Raw genomic sequence first — 15814 nt, 5'->3', positions numbered from 1 at the left:
GGGGCCCCCAATCACCCCCGCTCCTAACCTCTCGCCACAAGGCTGAGATGGACACGGCCCGCTTGAAAGAGCGGATGTAAATCCTTTAGCGCGGCCCTGAGGAGCGAAGGGCGCTACAGAGACCGTCGACTCTATGGTCCACCCTGCGAGAGACGGTAGACTCCGCTTCCTCACATGAGATTTGCAGGCAGCGGAGACTGCCCCATCACCGCGCTCGAACGAGATCCTGCAATGTCGATCGCTCATCCGGAGGCCGCCATTCACGGCGCCCGCCTCACCATCGACCTCGCGGCCATCGCCGAGAACTGGCGCCGGCTCGGCGCGCAGGCCCCGCATATCCCCTGCGCCGCCGTGGTGAAGGCCGACGCCTATGGCTGCGGTCTGGCCGTGGTCGCACCGGTCCTGTGGCAGGCCGGCTGCCGGACGTTCTTCGTCGCCCATGCGAGCGAGGCGGTCACCGCGCGGTCGCTCCTGCCGGAAGCCACGATCTATGTCCTCAACGGCCTGGCTCCCGGCAGCGGCCCCATCCTCGCCGCACATACCCTGCGCCCGGTCCTCGGGTCGCGCGAGGAACTCGAGGAATGGGTGGCGCTGGGTGCAGAGGCGGGGAGACCGCTCGCCGCGGCCCTTCACATCGATACGGGTATGAACCGCCTCGGCCTGACAGTCCCCGAAGCCCTGGCTCTCGCCGGAGACCCGATCATCCCAGCGGCGGGGATCGACCTGCTCATGAGCCATCTCGTCAGTGCCGAACGGCCCGACGAGGCGATCAACCGACGCCAGTGCGAGGACTTCGATGCGGTACGCCGCGCCTTTCCGGGCATTCCGGGTTCGCTCGCGAATTCTTCCGGCTGCTATCTCGGCGCAGGCATCGCGAACGACATGCTCCGGCCGGGCTACGCCCTGTTCGGCGGCAACCCGATGCCGTGGCGGTCGAACCCGATGCGGCCGGTCGTCCGCCTCGAAGCGCGGATCGCCCAGATCCGCGACGTGGAGACGGGGGACAGCGCCGGCTACAATTCCCGCTGGACCGCTCCCGGTCCGCGACGGCTCGCCACCCTCTCCATCGGCTATGCCGACGGGTATCCGCGCTCGGCGAGCGGGCGCGGCCATGCCCTCGTCGGCGGGGTGCCCTGCCCCATCGTCGGCCTGATCTCCATGGACCTCATCATCCTCGACGTCACCGATGCGCCCAGCGCCCGGCGCGGCGAACCGGCGGTTCTCATCGGTGATTCCCTCGATGTGGACAGTGTAGGCCACGCCGCCGGCACCATCGGCTACGAAATCCTGACCGGCCTTGGTTCACGATATGTTCGTCATTATGTAGAGTCTACCGACTGATCCGGCGATTCCAAATCCACCGCCTCATCCTGAGGTGCCGAAGCGAAGCGTAGGCCTCGAAGGAGAACTCCAGATGGCGCCGCCGGCCCTGGAGGTCTCCTTCGAGGCCCGCTGGCACGGTCACCTCAGGATGAGGGCGCGGGTTGGATGGCCGCAGACTGTCGTCCGTGCTTCCTCAAAAGGCGATCATGGCCAAGATCCACCAGACCTTCGTCTGCCAATCCTGCGGCGCCGTCTACAATCGCTGGCGCGGGCGCTGCGAAGCCTGCAACGGCTGGAACACGATCGTCGAGGAAACGGGCGCGAGCGGTCCGCAGGCCGGGCCGGTCAAGACGCGGCCGAGCCGGGCGCGGGGGCGGGTGTTTCCTCTGGAAGGGCTCACCGGCGAGGCCCGCGAGGCCCCGCGCATTCCCTCCGGCATCGGCGAACTCGACCGGGTCACCGGCGGCGGCTTCGTGCGCGGCTCGGTGATCCTGCTCGGCGGCGATCCCGGCATCGGCAAGTCGACCCTGCTGATGCAGGCCACCGCCGCCATGGCGCGGACGGGTGAGCGCGTGGTCTACATCTCCGGCGAGGAGGCGGTGGCGCAGGTGCGGCTGCGGGCCGAGCGCCTCGGCCTGTCGAGCGCGTCGGTGGATCTCGCCGCCGAGACCAATGTCGAGGATATCGTCGAGACCCTGAGCCAGGGGCGCCCACCGGCACTCGCCATCATCGATTCGATCCAGACCATGTGGACGGAGACGGTGGAATCCGCCCCCGGCACGGTGACCCAGGTCCGATCCTCGGCCCAATCGCTGATCCGCTTCGCCAAGACCACCGGGACGGCGGTGATCCTCGTCGGCCACGTGACGAAGGACGGACAGATCGCCGGTCCCCGCGTGGTGGAGCACATGGTCGATGCCGTCGCCTCGTTCGAGGGCGACCAAGGCCATCACTTCCGCATCCTGCGGGCGGTGAAGAACCGCTTCGGCCCCACCGACGAGATCGGCGTGTTCGAAATGACCGATCGGGGCCTCGCGGAGGTGCCAAACCCCTCGGCGCTCTTCCTCGCGGGGCGCGACCATGCGGCACCGGGCACCGCGGTCTTCGCCGGCATGGAGGGCACGCGGCCCCTGCTGGTGGAGATCCAGGCCCTGGTGGCGCCTTCCTCCCTCGGCACGCCGCGCCGCGCAGTGGTCGGATGGGATCCCAACCGCCTGTCCATGGTGCTCGCGGTGCTGGAGGCTCATGGCGGTATCCGGCTCGGCACCCACGACGTCTATCTCAATGTCGCAGGGGGCCTGCGCATCACGGAGCCGGCGGCCGACCTTGCCGTAGCGGCCGCCCTGGTCTCGTCGCTGTCGGGCGCGGCCCTGCCGGGCGAGACCGTCTATTTCGGCGAGATCGGTCTCTCTGGAGCGATCCGACCGGTGGCGCAGGCACCATCGCGTTTGAAGGAAGCGTTGAAGCTCGGCTTCGCCAAAGCCGTCACGCCACAGGGGCGCAACGAGGTCGGCGACAATTCCTTGCCTACGGAAGCCCTGCGCCACATTGCGGATCTCGTGGCCGGCATCGCCAGCGGCGCGCCCAAACGCGGCCGGCCCGAGCGCAACCCGGCGCGATACGAATACGAAGACGACGAGTGAGGCCCGCGAAGGGAGGGCGTACCGGAGGGTGACGGCCGAGTTTCCGCACGATATACAGGCGCGGCGGCGAGGGGGAGCCGCACGAGCAGGCCATCGTCAGCCCCTCTGCCCCGTGCGACCATACCAATCAATGCCGTTTTCCGTTCTCGATCTGGCCGTTCTCGGCATCGTCGTCATCTCGGCCCTTCTGGCCGCCGTCCGCGGCGCGACGCGCGAGGTTCTCGCCATCGTCGCCTGGGTCGCCGCCGCCGCAGTGGCCTGGAAGCTCTATCCCCTGCTGCTGCCCACGGTGAGCCAGCACGTCTCCAATGCCACCGTGGCGCTGGTGGCCTCCATCGCCACCATCTTCCTCCTCACTCTCGTCATCGTGTCGATCATCACGGTGAAGGTCTCCGACATGATCCTCGATTCGCGCATCGGCGCAATCGACCGGTCCCTCGGTTTCGTCTTCGGCGCGGGGCGCGGATTCCTCATCTGCGTGATCGGCTGGGTGTTCCTGGCCTGGCTGGTCCAGGGCAAGATGCCTGATTGGGCGGCGCAGGCTCGCAGCCGCCCGATGCTCGAGAAATCGGGCGACGCGCTGGTGGCCCAGTTGCCGGAGAACCCGGAAGGGTTCCTGAAGCAGTTCAAGAAAGCCAAGGGCGACGGCACGGCGGACCCGGTCGAGCCGGCCGGTGAGGGCGATACGGCGCCCGCGCAACGCCGGACTGAGTCGCCCGCACGACGCTGACCTTCTCACGCAGCGCGTCTGATCTGCGTGGCAAGCCGCTTGGTTGCGGAACCAAGGCCGACTAAATGACGGCTTCTTGCAGGAAGCAGCCGTCGTCATAAAACGGTCGCAGGATGCAAGCCGGTCCGTGGACGGTGCCGAAACCGGCAGCGGCGGGCCACCTTAGGATCGCAGAACCAGATGTCAGCACGCAGCGCGAGCGCCCGCCATTCGGTCGACGTGGTGGATGGGCTGGACCGGGACGGGGACACGCTGCGCGAAGAGTGCGGCGTCTTCGGCATTTTCGGCCATCCGGACGCCTCCGCCATCGTGGCGCTCGGCCTCCACGCCCTCCAGCACCGGGGCCAGGAGGCGGCAGGCATCGTCTCCTTCGACGGGCACATCTTCCATTCCGAACGCCGGCCCGGCCTCGTCGGCGATTCGTTCTCCGACCGTTCCACCATCGAGCATCTCGAAGGCTCGGCCGCCATCGGCCACGTGCGCTACTCGACGACCGGAGGCACGATCCTCCGCAACGTCCAGCCGCTCTTCGCCGAACTCGCCAGCGGCGGCCTCGCGGTGGCCCATAACGGCAACCTCACCAATGCCCTCTCCATCCGCCGCGACCTCGTCCGCGACGGCGCGATCACGCAGTCGACCTCCGACACGGAAGTGATCCTGCACCTCGCTGCCCGCAGCCGCGCGCCCCTCATCGTCGAGCGCTTCACCGAAGCCCTGCGGCAGGTCCAGGGCGCCTACGCCATCGTCGCGCTCACCAACAAGAAGCTCATCGGCGCCCGCGATCCCCTCGGCATCCGCCCGCTGGTCATCGGCGAACTCGACGGCCGTTACATCCTCGCCTCGGAAACCTGTGCGCTCGACATCATCGGTGCGAAGTTCATCCGCGACGTGGAGAACGGCGAGATCGTCGTCATCTCCGAGGAGGGCATCGAATCGATCCGGTTCGCGCCGGCGCAGCCCATGCGCCCCTGTATCTTCGAGTACATCTACTTCGCCCGGCCGGATTCCGTAGTGAACGGCAAGAGCGTCTATTCCGTCCGCAAGAATATCGGCCACGAACTGGCCCGCGAATCCGCCACCGCCGCCGATGTGGTTATCCCGGTGCCGGATTCCGGCGTGCCGGCAGCCCTCGGCTTCGCGCAGGAGACCGGCCTGCCCTTCGAGATGGGGATCATCCGCAACCATTATGTCGGGCGCACCTTCATCCAGCCGACCCAGTCGGTGCGTGAACTCGGCGTGCGGATGAAGCATTCGGCCAACCGCGCCGTGGTGGAAGGCAAGCGCATCGTCCTCGTGGACGACAGCCTCGTGCGCGGGACCACATCGGTGAAGATCGTGCGGATGATGCGCGAGGCCGGTGCCAAGGAAGTGCATTTCCGCATCGCCTCGCCGCCGATCACCTATCCGGATTTCTACGGGATCGACACGCCCGAGCGCGAGAAGCTGCTCGCCGCCACCCACGACCTCGAAGGCATGCGCCGCTACATCGGCGCTGATTCCCTGGCCTTCCTGTCGATCGAGGGGCTGTACAAGGCCATGGGCGAGGAGAGCCGGAATGAATCCTGCCCGCAATACACCGATCACTGCTTCACGGGCGACTACCCGACCGGCCTGACCGACCTCGCCATCGCCGGGCCGAAGCGTCTCGCGATGCTCGCCGAAGCGGATTGATCCGACCCATGACGAAGCCTCTCGACGGCCGCATCGCCCTCGTCACCGGCTGCTCGCGCGGCATCGGCCGGGCGGCGGCCCTGGCCTTGGCCGAGGCCGGGGCTCACATTGTCGCCGTTGCCAGGACGCAAGGGGCACTGGAAGAACTGGACGACGCGATCCGGCAGGCGGGATCGAGCGCGACACTCGTCCCCCTCGACCTGACCGATTTCGACGCGATCGACCGGCTCGGCCAGAGCATCTACGAGCGCTGGCAGAAGCTCGACGTGATCGTGGGCAATGCCGGTATCCTCGGCAATCTGACGCCCCTCGGCCACGTGACGCCCAAGACCTGGACGCAGGTGATGGACATCAACGTCACCGCCAACTGGCGCTTGCTCCGTTCCGTCGACCCGCTGTTGCGGAAGTCGGATGCGGGCCGCGCTATCTTTGTCACCTCCGGCGCCGCGCAGAAATGCAAGGCCTATTGGGGGCCGTACTCGGTTTCGAAGGCCGCTCTCGACGCCCTCGTGCGCACCTACGCGGCGGAGACCGAGACCACGCCGATCAAGGCCATGCTGCTTAATCCCGGCCCCCTCCGCACCTCCATGCGCAAGGCGGCGATGCCGGGCGAGGACGAGACGACACTGAAGACTCCAGACGACCTCGCACCGCATTTCGTGCGTCTCGCGAGCCCGGATTGGGATCAATCGGGCAAGATCTACGATTTCCCCAGCGACCGGGTGCTGACGCCGCAGATGGCGGCTTAGCTTTTCTGTCACCCATAACCTGCCCGCGACCTCATCCTGAGGTGCTGCGAAGGCCTCGAAGGAGGGCTCCAGGACTCGCAGTGCGGTCTGGAGCCCTCCTTCGAGGCCACTTCGCGGCACCTCAGGATGAGGTCGGTGGCGGGAGTGACCCGCCTTCATTGAGGTTTCCATCATGATCGACGTTCGCTGCATCTGCGCCATCGGCCTGCGCGGCCAGTTGGGCCTCAACGGGCACCTGCCCTGGGAGGGCAACACCGATCCGCTCTTCGTCGAGGACGTGACGCGCTTCTTCGCCCTGACCATGGGGCACGTGCTGATCGCCGGGCCGAAGACCGTGGCCTCCGTGCCGGACTTCGCCTTCAAGGACCGTACCATCGACGTCATCCGCAGCCACGAGGACCCGGAAGAGGTGCTCAAGCGCTATCCGGGCCGGCGCATCTTCGTCGGCGGCGGCATCACGGTCTGGAACGTCTACGCCAAGTACATCCAGAACTGGGACATCACCCGCCTGCCCTATGACGGCGAGGCCGACCGCTGGTTCGATCCGGCCTGGCTGGTGGGTGGCGCATTGCGAAGCTGAGGAGCAACGACCTTTCGCCCTACGAGTTGATGGAGGTCGCTCGCAGGATGATGGCATGACCGCGCATAGCTACCGTTTCGGCATCGAGGAGGAATACTTCCTGGCCGATGCCGAGACGCGAGGGACGCCGCGGCGGTCGGTGAAGCCGTTCCATACCGAAGCGAGCGAGCGCCTGCCCGAGATCGGGCGCGAGATGTTGCAGTGTCAGGTGGAGGTCTGCACCCCGCCCTCCACGGAGTTCAGCGAGGCGCGAGAGATCCTGGCCGGGCAGCGCGATGCCCTCGGCCGGCTGGCCAAGAAACACGAGCTTATGGTCTTCGCCGCCGGCACCCATCCGGTGGCGGATTGGGCGCGGCAATTACCGACGAAGGGCGAGCGCTATCGCGGCATCCTCAAGGATGTGGGTCTCGCCGGCCGCCGCAGCCTGATGTGCGGCATGCATGTCCATGTGGAAGTGCCCGATCCCGAGGCCCGGATCGACCTGATGAACCGGCTGCTGCCGTTCCAGCCCCTGCTCTTCGCGCTCTCGGCCTCGTCCCCGTTCTGGCAGGGCAAGCCGACGGGGCTCACCGCCTACCGCCTGAGTGCCTTCGGCGAATTGCCCCGAACGGGATTGCCGCAGCTCTTCTCCGATCCGGAGGCATATGAGCGCTACCTGCGGATCATGACCAAGGCCGGTTCGATCCAGGATGCCAGCTTCCTGTGGTGGTCGCTTCGTCCGTCGATCAAGTTTCCCACGCTAGAGCTTCGCGTGGCGGATTCCTGCACCCGGCTCGAGGATGCTCTCACGGTGGCGGCACTCTTCCGCTGCCTCGTGCGCTGCGTGGTGCGCCAGCCGGACCTCAACGCCGATCTCGACGGTGTCTCTCTCGCCCTGGCCGAGGAAAACCTCTGGCGCACCCAGCGCAGCGGCACCGAGGCCGAGATCATCGACGAAACCAGTGAGGATGCCCTCCCCTTCGCCGACGCCCTCGACAAGGTCCTGGCTCTCATCGATGCGGATGCCGATGCGCTCGGCTGCGGCGCGGAGGTCGAGCGCGCCCGCACCATCGTGGCGAAGGGCACCAGCGCCGACCGTCAGATCGCCGTGTTCGAAGCCGCGCGCGAGAAGGGCCGCACCAACCGTCAGGGACTGGACGACGTGGTGGATTGGCTGAGCGAAACGACCTGCGGGTCGTGAGGCTCAGCCCTTGTTGTCCTTGTCGAACGGGTTCTTCGAGGTGCGCAGAGACAGCCGGATCGGCACGCCGGGCAGGTCGAAGGCCTCGCGCAGGTTGTTGACGAGATAGCGCGTGTAGGATTTCGGCAGGCCGTCGAGCTGGTTGCCGAACAGGGCGAAGTGCGGCGGGCGGCTCTTCACCTGGGTGGCGTAGCGGATCTTGATGCGGCGGCCGGCCACCGCCGGCGGCGGGTTGCGCTGGGTCGCCGCGCTGAGCCAATCGTTGATCTTGGAGGTCGAGACGCGGCGGTTCCAGACCTCGAAGGTCTCGGTCACGGCCTTCATCAGCGCGTCGATGCCGTCACCGGCAAGCCCCGATAACGGAACCACGGAGACACCGCGCACCTGCGGTAGCAGCCGGGTGCAATCCTCCCGTAGCTTCTTCAGCAGGCCGGGCTGGTCCGCCACGAGATCCCACTTGTTGAGGCCGATGACCACGGCCCTGCCCTCGCTCTCGATGAGATCGATGATGGTCAGGTCCTGCTTCTCGAACGGGATCGTGGCATCGAGGAGCACCACCACCACCTCGGCGAAGCGCACGGCGCGCAGGCCGTCCGACACGGCGAGCTTTTCGAGCTTGTCGTCGATGCGGGCCTTGCGGCGCATGCCGGCGGTATCGTGGAGCTTGATGCGGCGGCCGCGCCATTCCCAGTCGAGGGAGATCGAATCCCGCGTGATGCCGGCCTCGGGCCCGACGAGCAGGCGCTCTTCGCCGAGCATCCGGTTGATGAGGGTGGACTTGCCGGCATTGGGGCGGCCGACGATGGCGACCTTCAGCGAGCGATTCGACGGGTCGTCGTCGTATCCCTCTTCCTCGTCGTCGAGCTTGGGCAGAGCCTCCGTGAGCGCGTCATGCAGCTCGCCGATACCCTCGCCATGTTCGGCCGAGAACGGGATTGGGTCGCCGAGGCCGAGCGAGAACGCCTCGTAAGCGCCGGACAGGCCGGTGCCGCCCTCGGCCTTGTTGGCGACGAGCACCACCGGGCAGCCGGCCCGGCGCACCAGTTCGGCGAAAGGCTGGTCGGCGGGGAGGATGCCGGCACGGGCATCGATGACGAACAGCACGACGTCGGCTTCGAGGATCGCGGCTTCGGTCTGCGCGCGCATGCGGCCGAGCAACGAATCGGCATCGGCCTGTTCGAGCCCCGCCGTGTCGATGATGCGAAACACCAATCCGCCGAAGTTGACGTCGCCCTCGCGCCGGTCGCGGGTCACGCCGGGGCGATCGTCCACGAGGGCGAGCTTCTTGCCCACCAGACGGTTGAAGAGGGTCGACTTGCCGACATTCGGCCGTCCGACGATAGCGACGGTCGGCATGTCCATGGTGGTCTCGATTCAGTCGTCGTACGGAGAAAATTCGTCGTGCAGGCGTCGTGCCGAAATTCGGCTCAGCGCGTCACGGGCGGGGGTGCGGCCGGCTCGGAAGCGGGAGCCGCGGTCACCGTGACCGGACCGCCGGCCACGAGGGCAGCATAGACCTCGATACGCTGGCGCAGGTTCGCCGGCGTCTGCGGATCGGCGACGATCTGGTCGAACCAGCGCCCGGCGGCATCGTATTCGCCGCGCTTCAGCGCCACGAGTCCGAGCATTTCGCGAGCGGTGTGGCGGAACGCGCGGGTCGGGGCGGCGAGCCCCTGGAGACTGGCGAGCGCGGTATCGGGATTCTGCTGGTCGAGGCGGATCAGGGCGGCGCGCAGGCGGGCGAGGTCGCGCAGGCCATCGCCGAGCTTGGTGTCGGCGGCCAGCGCATCGTACTCGGTCGCGCCGGCGGCGGCGTCGCGCTTGGCGGTCTCGGTGGCGGAGCGGAACCGGGCCAGCATCCGGTAGCCGCCCGGTGCATCGGCTTCCAGCGCCTCGAAGGCTTTGTCGGCCTCCGTACCCTTGCCATCCTTGGCGAGACGATTGGCGGCCTCGAACTTCTCCGACGCCGCTTCCGCACGAACGCGCTGATCGTGCTGCCAGTAGCGATAGCCCCCGACGCCGGCCACGACGAGAATCGCAACAGCGATGATCAGACCACTGTAGCGCTTCCAGATCCGGGCGACCTGATCACGGCGATAGTCTTCGTTGACCTCGCGGATGAACTCGTTGTTCTCGGCCATATCGTCTCACGCCGACCGCGATACGATCGACGGCCTTGAGGAAAATCCAAGCCCGGCGCGTAGCACAGCGCAGCCGGCTTGGCGACTGGATAGCTTGGAGAGCGGCGAGCGGTGAGTGCGACCGGTCTCAGGCCTGCCCCGGCCAGGCCGCCACGCCGATGAGCAACGGGTGGAGATATTTGGCGAAGGCGAACCAGACGACGAAGCCGACAACGACTGCGATCGCATCGTTGCGCCAGCCGGCCGGGGCTGCGACGGCGCCGTGCTGGGCGGCCACCGCGCCAGCCGACAGGGCGCGGCGCTTGGCGTTGATCCGGGCGATCACCGCCCAGGCGAGGAAGCTACCGAACAGCAGGATCGAGCCGAGATCGCCATTGGCGAGCAGATGGGCCGTCGCCCAGATCTTCACCGCCAGCAGCATCGGGTGCTTGGCCCGCGCCCGGATGTGGCCGGGCAGGTAGGCGGAGGCCAGGGCGATGAAGGCGAGGAGCGTCAGCAGCAGCGCGAGATGGCGCGTCCAGACCGGCGGGTTCCAGACCTGGATGTAGCCATCCGCGCGGTATTGTCCGAAACCATAGGCGATGAGCACGATGCCGACGATCGACAGCACGGTATAGCCGAGCTTGAACCGGCTCTCGCCGACCTCGTCGATGACGCCCGCGCGCTTGGCCCTCAGCATGGAGAAGGCGTGCGTGCCGAGGAACAGCACGAGGCCGAGGATGAGGATGAGCATGAAGGGCCTTCGAATCGAGCCTGTGGATCGCGGGAGCCGCGCCAGGCCGGGTGAAGCAGACTGTAACGGTTCAAAACCCAAACCGGCGCGGATGTCCAGGCTCATCCGATGACGCGGCTTCTCGCGCTCCTCCTGCTCGTCCTGCTTCCTCAAGAGGTCGCGGCGCGGTCCGAACCGCCGCTTTCCGCCCTCACCCTGGTCGGAGCGCCGACGACGATATTCAAGGCCGGTCGCGATGCCTGCGACGGGGCGGACGTGCCGGACGCCTCCGCCCGAGCCTTCCGCGACTCAGCGGGCGGCGTCGCCCTGTTCGGCATGCATTACCGCAACAGGGCCCTGCGCGGACCGAGCCTCGACCAGTTGAAGCTCGACTGCGCCGTGGTGCTCGAATCCGGCGAGAAGGCCGATCCGGCGGCCTATGACGACCGCTCCTGGATCACGGCCACATGGACGGAGGACGGCAAGGCCGTCTCGGCCCTCCTCCACCACGAGTACCAGGCCAACGAGCACGAGGGCCGCTGCCGCTCGAAGGTTTATATCGAGTGCTGGTACAACACGATCGTCGCCGCTTCTTCCGGCGATGGCGGGCGCAGCTTCACCCGCGCCAAGCCGCCCGTCATTGTGGCGGGGGCGCCGTTCCGTCAGGAGGTCGGCCAGGGCCGGCAGCGGGGCTTCTTCAATCCATCGAACATCGTGGCGGACGGGCGCTGGCGCTACGTGCTCATCGCCACCACCGGCTGGTCTTCCAGCGGCAGCGAGCAATCCGCCGGGGCCTGCCTGTTCCGCACCGACACGTCGTCCGATCCGACGCGCTGGCGGGCCTGGACCGGGCTCGGCTTCACCGCCGCCTTCCCCGATCCCTACACCAAGCCGACCCTGCTCACCGAACCGTGCAAGCCGTTGGAGCCGTTCGGCCTGCCCGTGGGCGCGGTGGTGCGCCACCGCGGCACGGGGGCCTGGATCGCCGTCTTCATGGCCGCGTCCGGCGCCAAGGTTCCGCAATCCGGTTTCTACTGGACGACGTCACGCGACCTCCTCACCTGGGATCAGCCGCGCCTGCTCCTCGCCGGCGCCACGCTCTACGACGATCCCTGCACGGCCAAGGGCGACCTCATCGCCTATCCGTCGATTCTCGATCCAGAGGCGACCGGCCGCAACTTCGACGATGTGGGCGACACCGCCCTCCTCACCTACGTGACGCTGCGCCGGGAGGGCTGCCAGGTGACCTCGGACCGCGACCTCGTCCGCAGACCATTGGCGCTCAAGGTCTGGCCGTAAGGCGGAAGCGGATCGTCATCACGGCCGGCCCCTATCCGGCATGGGGCGGACTTCGTTACCGAGACCGTGCCGTTGGAGACGAACCTGCCGGCCCGGCGGCATCGCACGTCTCCGTGTCAGAACTTCACCAGTTCCACGCGCCGGTTCTTTGCCCTGCCCTCCTCGCTGCCATTGGAGGCGACCGGGCTGGCGGCCCCGAAGCCCTTGGCTCTCAGCCTCTCCTTCGCGACGCCCGACGCGATGAGCCTGGCCATGACCGCCCTGGCGCGGCCATTGGAGAGCGACTGGTTGTGCCCGGCGGACCCGGTCTCGTCGGTGTAGCCGTTGATCGCCAGCTTGAGACCGGGATTCGTCTTCAGCAGCCTCGTCACCGCTTCGATCTGAGCCACGGAATCCGGTAGGATCTCGCTCTTGTCGGTGGCGAAGTTGACATGGATCACCGCCCGCCCGGTCTTGTCTATGTCCTGCTTCAGCTGCTCGGCGGGCAGCAGGGAGGCGGTCTGGGCGAACGGCTTCGTCTCGAGGATGGTCCAGCTCGCGTTGTTGCTGCCGGGCACGAAATGCACCCAGATCTGCCGGTCCGGACGGCGGATCACCCATGTCTGCGTCCGTTCGGAGTAGACGTTGCCGAGGCCTTCATACATGCCCATCTTGACCTCCTCCGGCAGGGTATCGGTCACTGAGGTGGGCATCTGGCTGTCGGTGAGCTTTCGTCCGCCGGCCTGGGTCAGCACGGCCTCGATGTTCTTCTTCAACTCATAGGACGAGTAGGTCTTACCGTCCTTGGCACCGATGAGGGACAGGAAAACCTTGCCGTCGACGTCGTGGAGCGCGGTGCCCGTCCAGAACGGAAAATGCCCGAATTCGCGGGACTCTGGCGGGTTCACCGGCTGGTAGCCCGCGGGCAGCGCGAAATAAGGAAAGCCGCCGAGGGGCACGGTCGAGACGGGAATGTCGTCGAGCGCCACGGCGCCCGGTATGGTCCCGCCCCCGGGAGACGATGGACCCGCGACCGGCTCGGCCCTGCTCTCGCTCGCGGCATAGGTGAACGCCAACAGAATCCAGACCAGCTTCAATGCTCTCATCATCCACTCCGGCACGATGACGGCGCCGACAGACCGGGCCATCTTAGACGGACTCACGGGAAAGCGGGCCTTCACGGGGCGGCAAGAGATGCCACCCCGGCGCACGGTGTCGAGTCGGACGGATGTCCGATGGACCCCGACCGCCCCCTCTGCCGACCACGCAACCTTGCTGCCCTCGGCCGCACTGGCTATATTACTGGATACATCTGGAGCCGATCATGGGAAGTTCGCAGAATCGCGCAATCCGGAATTATCGCTCTCGCCTTGGCGAGCGTGGCCTCGCGCGTTTCGAAGTGCTCGGCCGAGATACCGATCGCGACCTCATCCGGTCGCTCGCCAGACGCCTGTCCGAAGACACGCCCGAAGCCTCGGAGCTTCGTGCGACCGTCAGCCAGTCGATCGCTGGCGCTCCGCCCAAACCGGGCGGCATCCTCGCTGCGTTGCGGCGTTCGCCGCTGGTGACTGCGGAACTCGATCTTTCCCGCCCCCGTGAAGAGGGACGCAAGGTCGACTTGTGACGCGCTATCTCTTGGACACCAACATCATCAGCAACGTCGTCAAGCCGCAGCCGTCGGACTCACTTCTGGTGTGGATGTCGACTCAGCGCGATGAGGACCTGTTCATTGCGTCATTGACCGTCGCTGAAATCCGCCGCGGGATTTTGGAGAAGCCACGGGGGAAAAAGCGCGAGGCGCTCGAGAGATGGTTCTCCGGACCGGAAGGACCCCAAGCGCTGTTTATGGGCCGTGTCCTCTCGTTCGACGACAGAGCAGGCCTGATCTGGGCACAGCTGATGGCGGCGGGGAAAACGGCCGGCAACCCGCGCAGCGGGCTCGACATGATCATCGCCGCAATCGCCGGTGCGAATGACTGCGTGGTCGTCACCGACAACGAAAAGGATTTCGCCGGAGTCGAAATCCTCAATCCTATGCGCGGATCGATCTGATGCAGCGCCGGGGTCCCGAACGGCTCGGAACGGCGAATTCTATCCCACTCTATCAGCGTGTCGTGGGGTGATTCGGCGCAATGTCAGCGACGCCCGAAATCACTCCCACTCGATCGTGCCGGGCGGCTTCGAGGTGATGTCGTAGGTCACCCGGTTGATGCCCTTCACCTCGTTGATGATGCGGGTGGCGACGCGGCCGAGGAAGGCCATGTCGAAGGGGTAGAAATCCGCCGTCATGCCGTCGACCGAGGTGACGGCGCGGAGAGCACAGACATGGTCGTAGGTGCGGCCGTCGCCCATCACGCCCACGGTCTTCACCGGCAGGATCACCGCGAAGGCCTGCCAGATCGTGTCGTAGAGGCCGGCCTTGCGGATCTCGTCGAGATAGATCGCATCGGCTTTCCGCAAAGCCTCCAGCTTCTCGGCCGTGATGGTGCCGGGGCAGCGGATGGCGAGGCCGGGGCCGGGGAACGGGTGGCGGCCGACGAAAGCCTCGGGCAGGCCGAGCTCCTTGCCGAGCACCCGGACCTCGTCCTTGAACAGTTCGCGCAGGGGCTCCACGAGTTGCATGTTCATGCGCTCGGGCAGGCCGCCGACATTGTGGTGGCTCTTGATCGTCACCGAGGGGCCGCCGGTGAAGGACACGCTCTCGATCACGTCCGGGTAGAGCGTCCCCTGGGCCAGGAAGGCGGCGCCGCCGATCTTCTTCGCCTCCTCGTCGAACACGTCGATGAACAGGCGGCCGATGGTCTTGCGCTTGATCTCCGGGTCGCTGACGCCTTCGAGCTCGCCGAGGAACAGCTCCTGCGCCTGAACATGGACCAGGGGGATGTTGTAATGGTCGCGGAACAGCCGCACGACCTCATCGGCCTCGCCCATGCGGAGCAGGCCGTGATCGACGAAGACGCAGGTGAGCTGGTCGCCGATCGCCTCGTGGATCAGCACCGCCGCCACTGAGGAATCGACGCCGCCCGACAGGCCGCAGATCACCCGCTCCTTGCCGACCTGCTCGCGGATCTTGGCGATGGCCTCCTCGCGGTAGGCGCCCATGGTCCAGTCACCGGTGCAGCCGGCGATGTCGCGCACGAAGTTGCGGATCAGCAGGGCGCCGTGCGGGGTATGGGCCACCTCCGGGTGGAACTGGACCGCGTAGTAGTTGCGCGACTCGTCGGCCACCGCCGCGAAGGGCGCGTTCTTCGACAGGGCGACGGTGGTGAAACCGTCGGGGAGCTTGGTCACCCGGTCGCCGTGGCTCATCCAGACCGGATAATGCTCGCCCACATGCCAGACGCCCTTGAACAGGGGACAGTCCGAAATGATCTCGATCTCGGCGCGGCCGAACTCGGCATGGTGCCCGCCCTCGACCTCGCCGCCGAGCTGGGCCGCCATGGTCTGCTGGCCGTAGCAAATGCCGAAGACCGGCACGCCCGAATCGAACACCACCTGGGGCGTGCGGGGCGAGGCCTCGGTCGTCACCGATTCGGGGCCGCCGGAGAGGATCACACCCTTCGGCTTCGATTCGGCGAAGGCCTCAGCCGCCTTGGTGAAGGGGACGATCTCGCAATAGACCCCCTCCTCACGCACGCGCCGTGCGATGAGCTGGGTCACCTGGCTGCCGAAATCGACGATGAGGATCTTATCGTGGTTGGTATTCATGGATCGGAGTTAGACGAGGCCCCGCCATGGTGCAACGCGCAGCGTCCGCAGGGCACACGTCGCCCACATGCATCGGGCGTGGCCCTGCCTAGCGACGGA

The 15814-nt window shown here is 67.0% G+C and carries 15 protein-coding genes; 10 read left to right on the top strand and 5 right to left on the bottom strand.

Annotated features, from left to right (window positions below; all coding sequences use genetic code 11):
• Window positions 1-231: 231 nt before the first annotated feature.
• The 7 genes from alr (at window position 232) to ACYQML_RS09730 (ending at window position 7876) form a co-directional block, all read left to right on the top strand.
• On the top strand, window positions 232-1341 hold the full coding sequence (gene alr / locus ACYQML_RS09760; RefSeq protein ID WP_461235426.1) for an alanine racemase: 1110 nt from the start codon (window positions 232-234) through the stop codon (window positions 1339-1341).
• A gap of 188 nt (window positions 1342-1529) precedes the next feature.
• Entirely contained in the window at window positions 1530-2966 is a 1437-nt protein-coding gene (radA, locus tag ACYQML_RS09755) for a DNA repair protein RadA (protein ID WP_207413177.1), read from the top strand.
• A 130-nt stretch (window positions 2967-3096) separates the two neighbouring features.
• A complete protein-coding gene (locus tag ACYQML_RS09750) occupies window positions 3097-3696 on the top strand; it encodes a CvpA family protein (protein WP_419951895.1) in 600 nt (199 codons plus the stop codon).
• 180 nt (window positions 3697-3876) lie between these two features.
• Window positions 3877-5367 carry an amidophosphoribosyltransferase gene (gene purF, locus ACYQML_RS09745; RefSeq protein WP_018045057.1) on the top strand — a complete coding sequence of 497 codons (1491 nt, stop codon included), beginning with the start codon at window positions 3877-3879 and terminating at the stop codon, window positions 5365-5367.
• A gap of 8 nt (window positions 5368-5375) precedes the next feature.
• Complete coding sequence (locus ACYQML_RS09740; protein WP_461235425.1) at window positions 5376-6116, top strand: SDR family NAD(P)-dependent oxidoreductase; 741 nt, start codon at window positions 5376-5378, stop codon at window positions 6114-6116.
• Window positions 6117-6288: 172 nt separating this feature from the next.
• Entirely contained in the window at window positions 6289-6696 is a 408-nt protein-coding gene (locus ACYQML_RS09735) for a dihydrofolate reductase (protein WP_056432367.1), read from the top strand.
• Window positions 6697-6751: 55 nt separating this feature from the next.
• A complete protein-coding gene (locus ACYQML_RS09730; RefSeq protein WP_461235424.1) occupies window positions 6752-7876 on the top strand; it encodes a carboxylate-amine ligase in 1125 nt (374 codons plus the stop codon).
• A 3-nt stretch (window positions 7877-7879) separates the two neighbouring features.
• Here the strand turns inward: ACYQML_RS09730 and der are convergent, their stop codons facing one another.
• The 3 genes from der to ACYQML_RS09715 form a co-directional block, all read right to left on the bottom strand.
• Window positions 7880-9238 carry a ribosome biogenesis GTPase Der gene (gene der / locus ACYQML_RS09725; protein ID WP_056432361.1) on the bottom strand — a complete coding sequence of 453 codons (1359 nt, stop codon included), beginning with the start codon at window positions 9236-9238 and terminating at the stop codon, window positions 7880-7882.
• Window positions 9239-9303: 65 nt separating this feature from the next.
• Window positions 9304-10017: a tetratricopeptide repeat protein gene (locus tag ACYQML_RS09720; RefSeq protein WP_461235423.1), complete on the bottom strand. Its 714-nt coding sequence runs from the start codon at window positions 10015-10017 to the stop codon at window positions 9304-9306.
• Window positions 10018-10144: 127 nt separating this feature from the next.
• Window positions 10145-10750: an NnrU family protein gene (locus tag ACYQML_RS09715; RefSeq protein WP_056432356.1), complete on the bottom strand. Its 606-nt coding sequence runs from the start codon at window positions 10748-10750 to the stop codon at window positions 10145-10147.
• Window positions 10751-10858: 108 nt separating this feature from the next.
• On the opposite strand from ACYQML_RS09715, the gene ACYQML_RS09710 reads away from it, so the two are divergent.
• Complete coding sequence (locus ACYQML_RS09710) at window positions 10859-12028, top strand: hypothetical protein (RefSeq protein WP_461235422.1); 1170 nt, start codon at window positions 10859-10861, stop codon at window positions 12026-12028.
• A 116-nt stretch (window positions 12029-12144) separates the two neighbouring features.
• On the opposite strand, the gene ACYQML_RS09705 is transcribed toward ACYQML_RS09710, so the two are convergent.
• Window positions 12145-13155, bottom strand: a complete 1011-nt coding sequence (locus ACYQML_RS09705) for an OmpA family protein (RefSeq protein ID WP_311274116.1) — start codon at window positions 13153-13155, stop codon at window positions 12145-12147.
• 176 nt (window positions 13156-13331) lie between these two features.
• Here ACYQML_RS09705 and ACYQML_RS09700 point away from each other — a divergent pair, with 176 nt between their 5' ends.
• On the top strand, window positions 13332-13631 hold the full coding sequence (locus ACYQML_RS09700; RefSeq protein WP_207413190.1) for a hypothetical protein: 300 nt from the start codon (window positions 13332-13334) through the stop codon (window positions 13629-13631).
• The gene (locus ACYQML_RS09695; protein ID WP_461235421.1) at window positions 13628-14059 is read left to right on the top strand and encodes a PIN domain-containing protein; all 432 of its coding nucleotides are present in this window, start codon (window positions 13628-13630) and stop codon (window positions 14057-14059) included. The genes ACYQML_RS09700 and ACYQML_RS09695 overlap by 4 nt, the downstream gene beginning before the upstream one ends.
• A 99-nt stretch (window positions 14060-14158) precedes the next feature.
• Here ACYQML_RS09695 and guaA read toward each other — a convergent pair whose 3' ends face one another.
• Window positions 14159-15715 carry a glutamine-hydrolyzing GMP synthase gene (gene guaA / locus ACYQML_RS09690; protein WP_461235420.1) on the bottom strand — a complete coding sequence of 519 codons (1557 nt, stop codon included), beginning with the start codon at window positions 15713-15715 and terminating at the stop codon, window positions 14159-14161.
• Window positions 15716-15814: the final 99 nt, after the last annotated feature.

This window comes from Methylobacterium sp. CM6244 (genome assembly GCF_054817885.1).
Note: the sequence above shows the minus strand (reverse complement) of the source record. Positions and strands in the feature narration are given on the sequence as shown.

Excerpts from the sequence above, each read along its gene's own strand:
- ACYQML_RS09700 (WP_207413190.1), top strand. The coding sequence starts at position 13,332 with ATGGGAAGTTCGCAGAATCGCGCAATCCGGAATTATCGCTCTCGCCTT.
- radA (WP_207413177.1), top strand. The coding sequence starts at position 1,530 with ATGGCCAAGATCCACCAGACCTTCGTCTGCCAATCCTGCGGCGCCGTC.
- ACYQML_RS09705 (WP_311274116.1), bottom strand. The coding sequence starts at position 13,155 with ATGGCCCGGTCTGTCGGCGCCGTCATCGTGCCGGAGTGGATGATGAGA.
- guaA (WP_461235420.1), bottom strand. The coding sequence starts at position 15,715 with ATGAATACCAACCACGATAAGATCCTCATCGTCGATTTCGGCAGCCAG.
- ACYQML_RS09730 (WP_461235424.1), top strand. The coding sequence starts at position 6,752 with ATGACCGCGCATAGCTACCGTTTCGGCATCGAGGAGGAATACTTCCTG.
- ACYQML_RS09735 (WP_056432367.1), top strand. The coding sequence starts at position 6,289 with ATGATCGACGTTCGCTGCATCTGCGCCATCGGCCTGCGCGGCCAGTTG.
- ACYQML_RS09750 (WP_419951895.1), top strand. The coding sequence starts at position 3,097 with ATGCCGTTTTCCGTTCTCGATCTGGCCGTTCTCGGCATCGTCGTCATC.
- ACYQML_RS09720 (WP_461235423.1), bottom strand. The coding sequence starts at position 10,017 with ATGGCCGAGAACAACGAGTTCATCCGCGAGGTCAACGAAGACTATCGC.
- alr (WP_461235426.1), top strand. The coding sequence starts at position 232 with ATGTCGATCGCTCATCCGGAGGCCGCCATTCACGGCGCCCGCCTCACC.
- purF (WP_018045057.1), top strand. The coding sequence starts at position 3,877 with ATGTCAGCACGCAGCGCGAGCGCCCGCCATTCGGTCGACGTGGTGGAT.
- ACYQML_RS09715 (WP_056432356.1), bottom strand. The coding sequence starts at position 10,750 with ATGCTCATCCTCATCCTCGGCCTCGTGCTGTTCCTCGGCACGCACGCC.
- ACYQML_RS09710 (WP_461235422.1), top strand. The coding sequence starts at position 10,859 with ATGACGCGGCTTCTCGCGCTCCTCCTGCTCGTCCTGCTTCCTCAAGAG.
- der (WP_056432361.1), bottom strand. The coding sequence starts at position 9,238 with ATGGACATGCCGACCGTCGCTATCGTCGGACGGCCGAATGTCGGCAAG.
- ACYQML_RS09740 (WP_461235425.1), top strand. The coding sequence starts at position 5,376 with ATGACGAAGCCTCTCGACGGCCGCATCGCCCTCGTCACCGGCTGCTCG.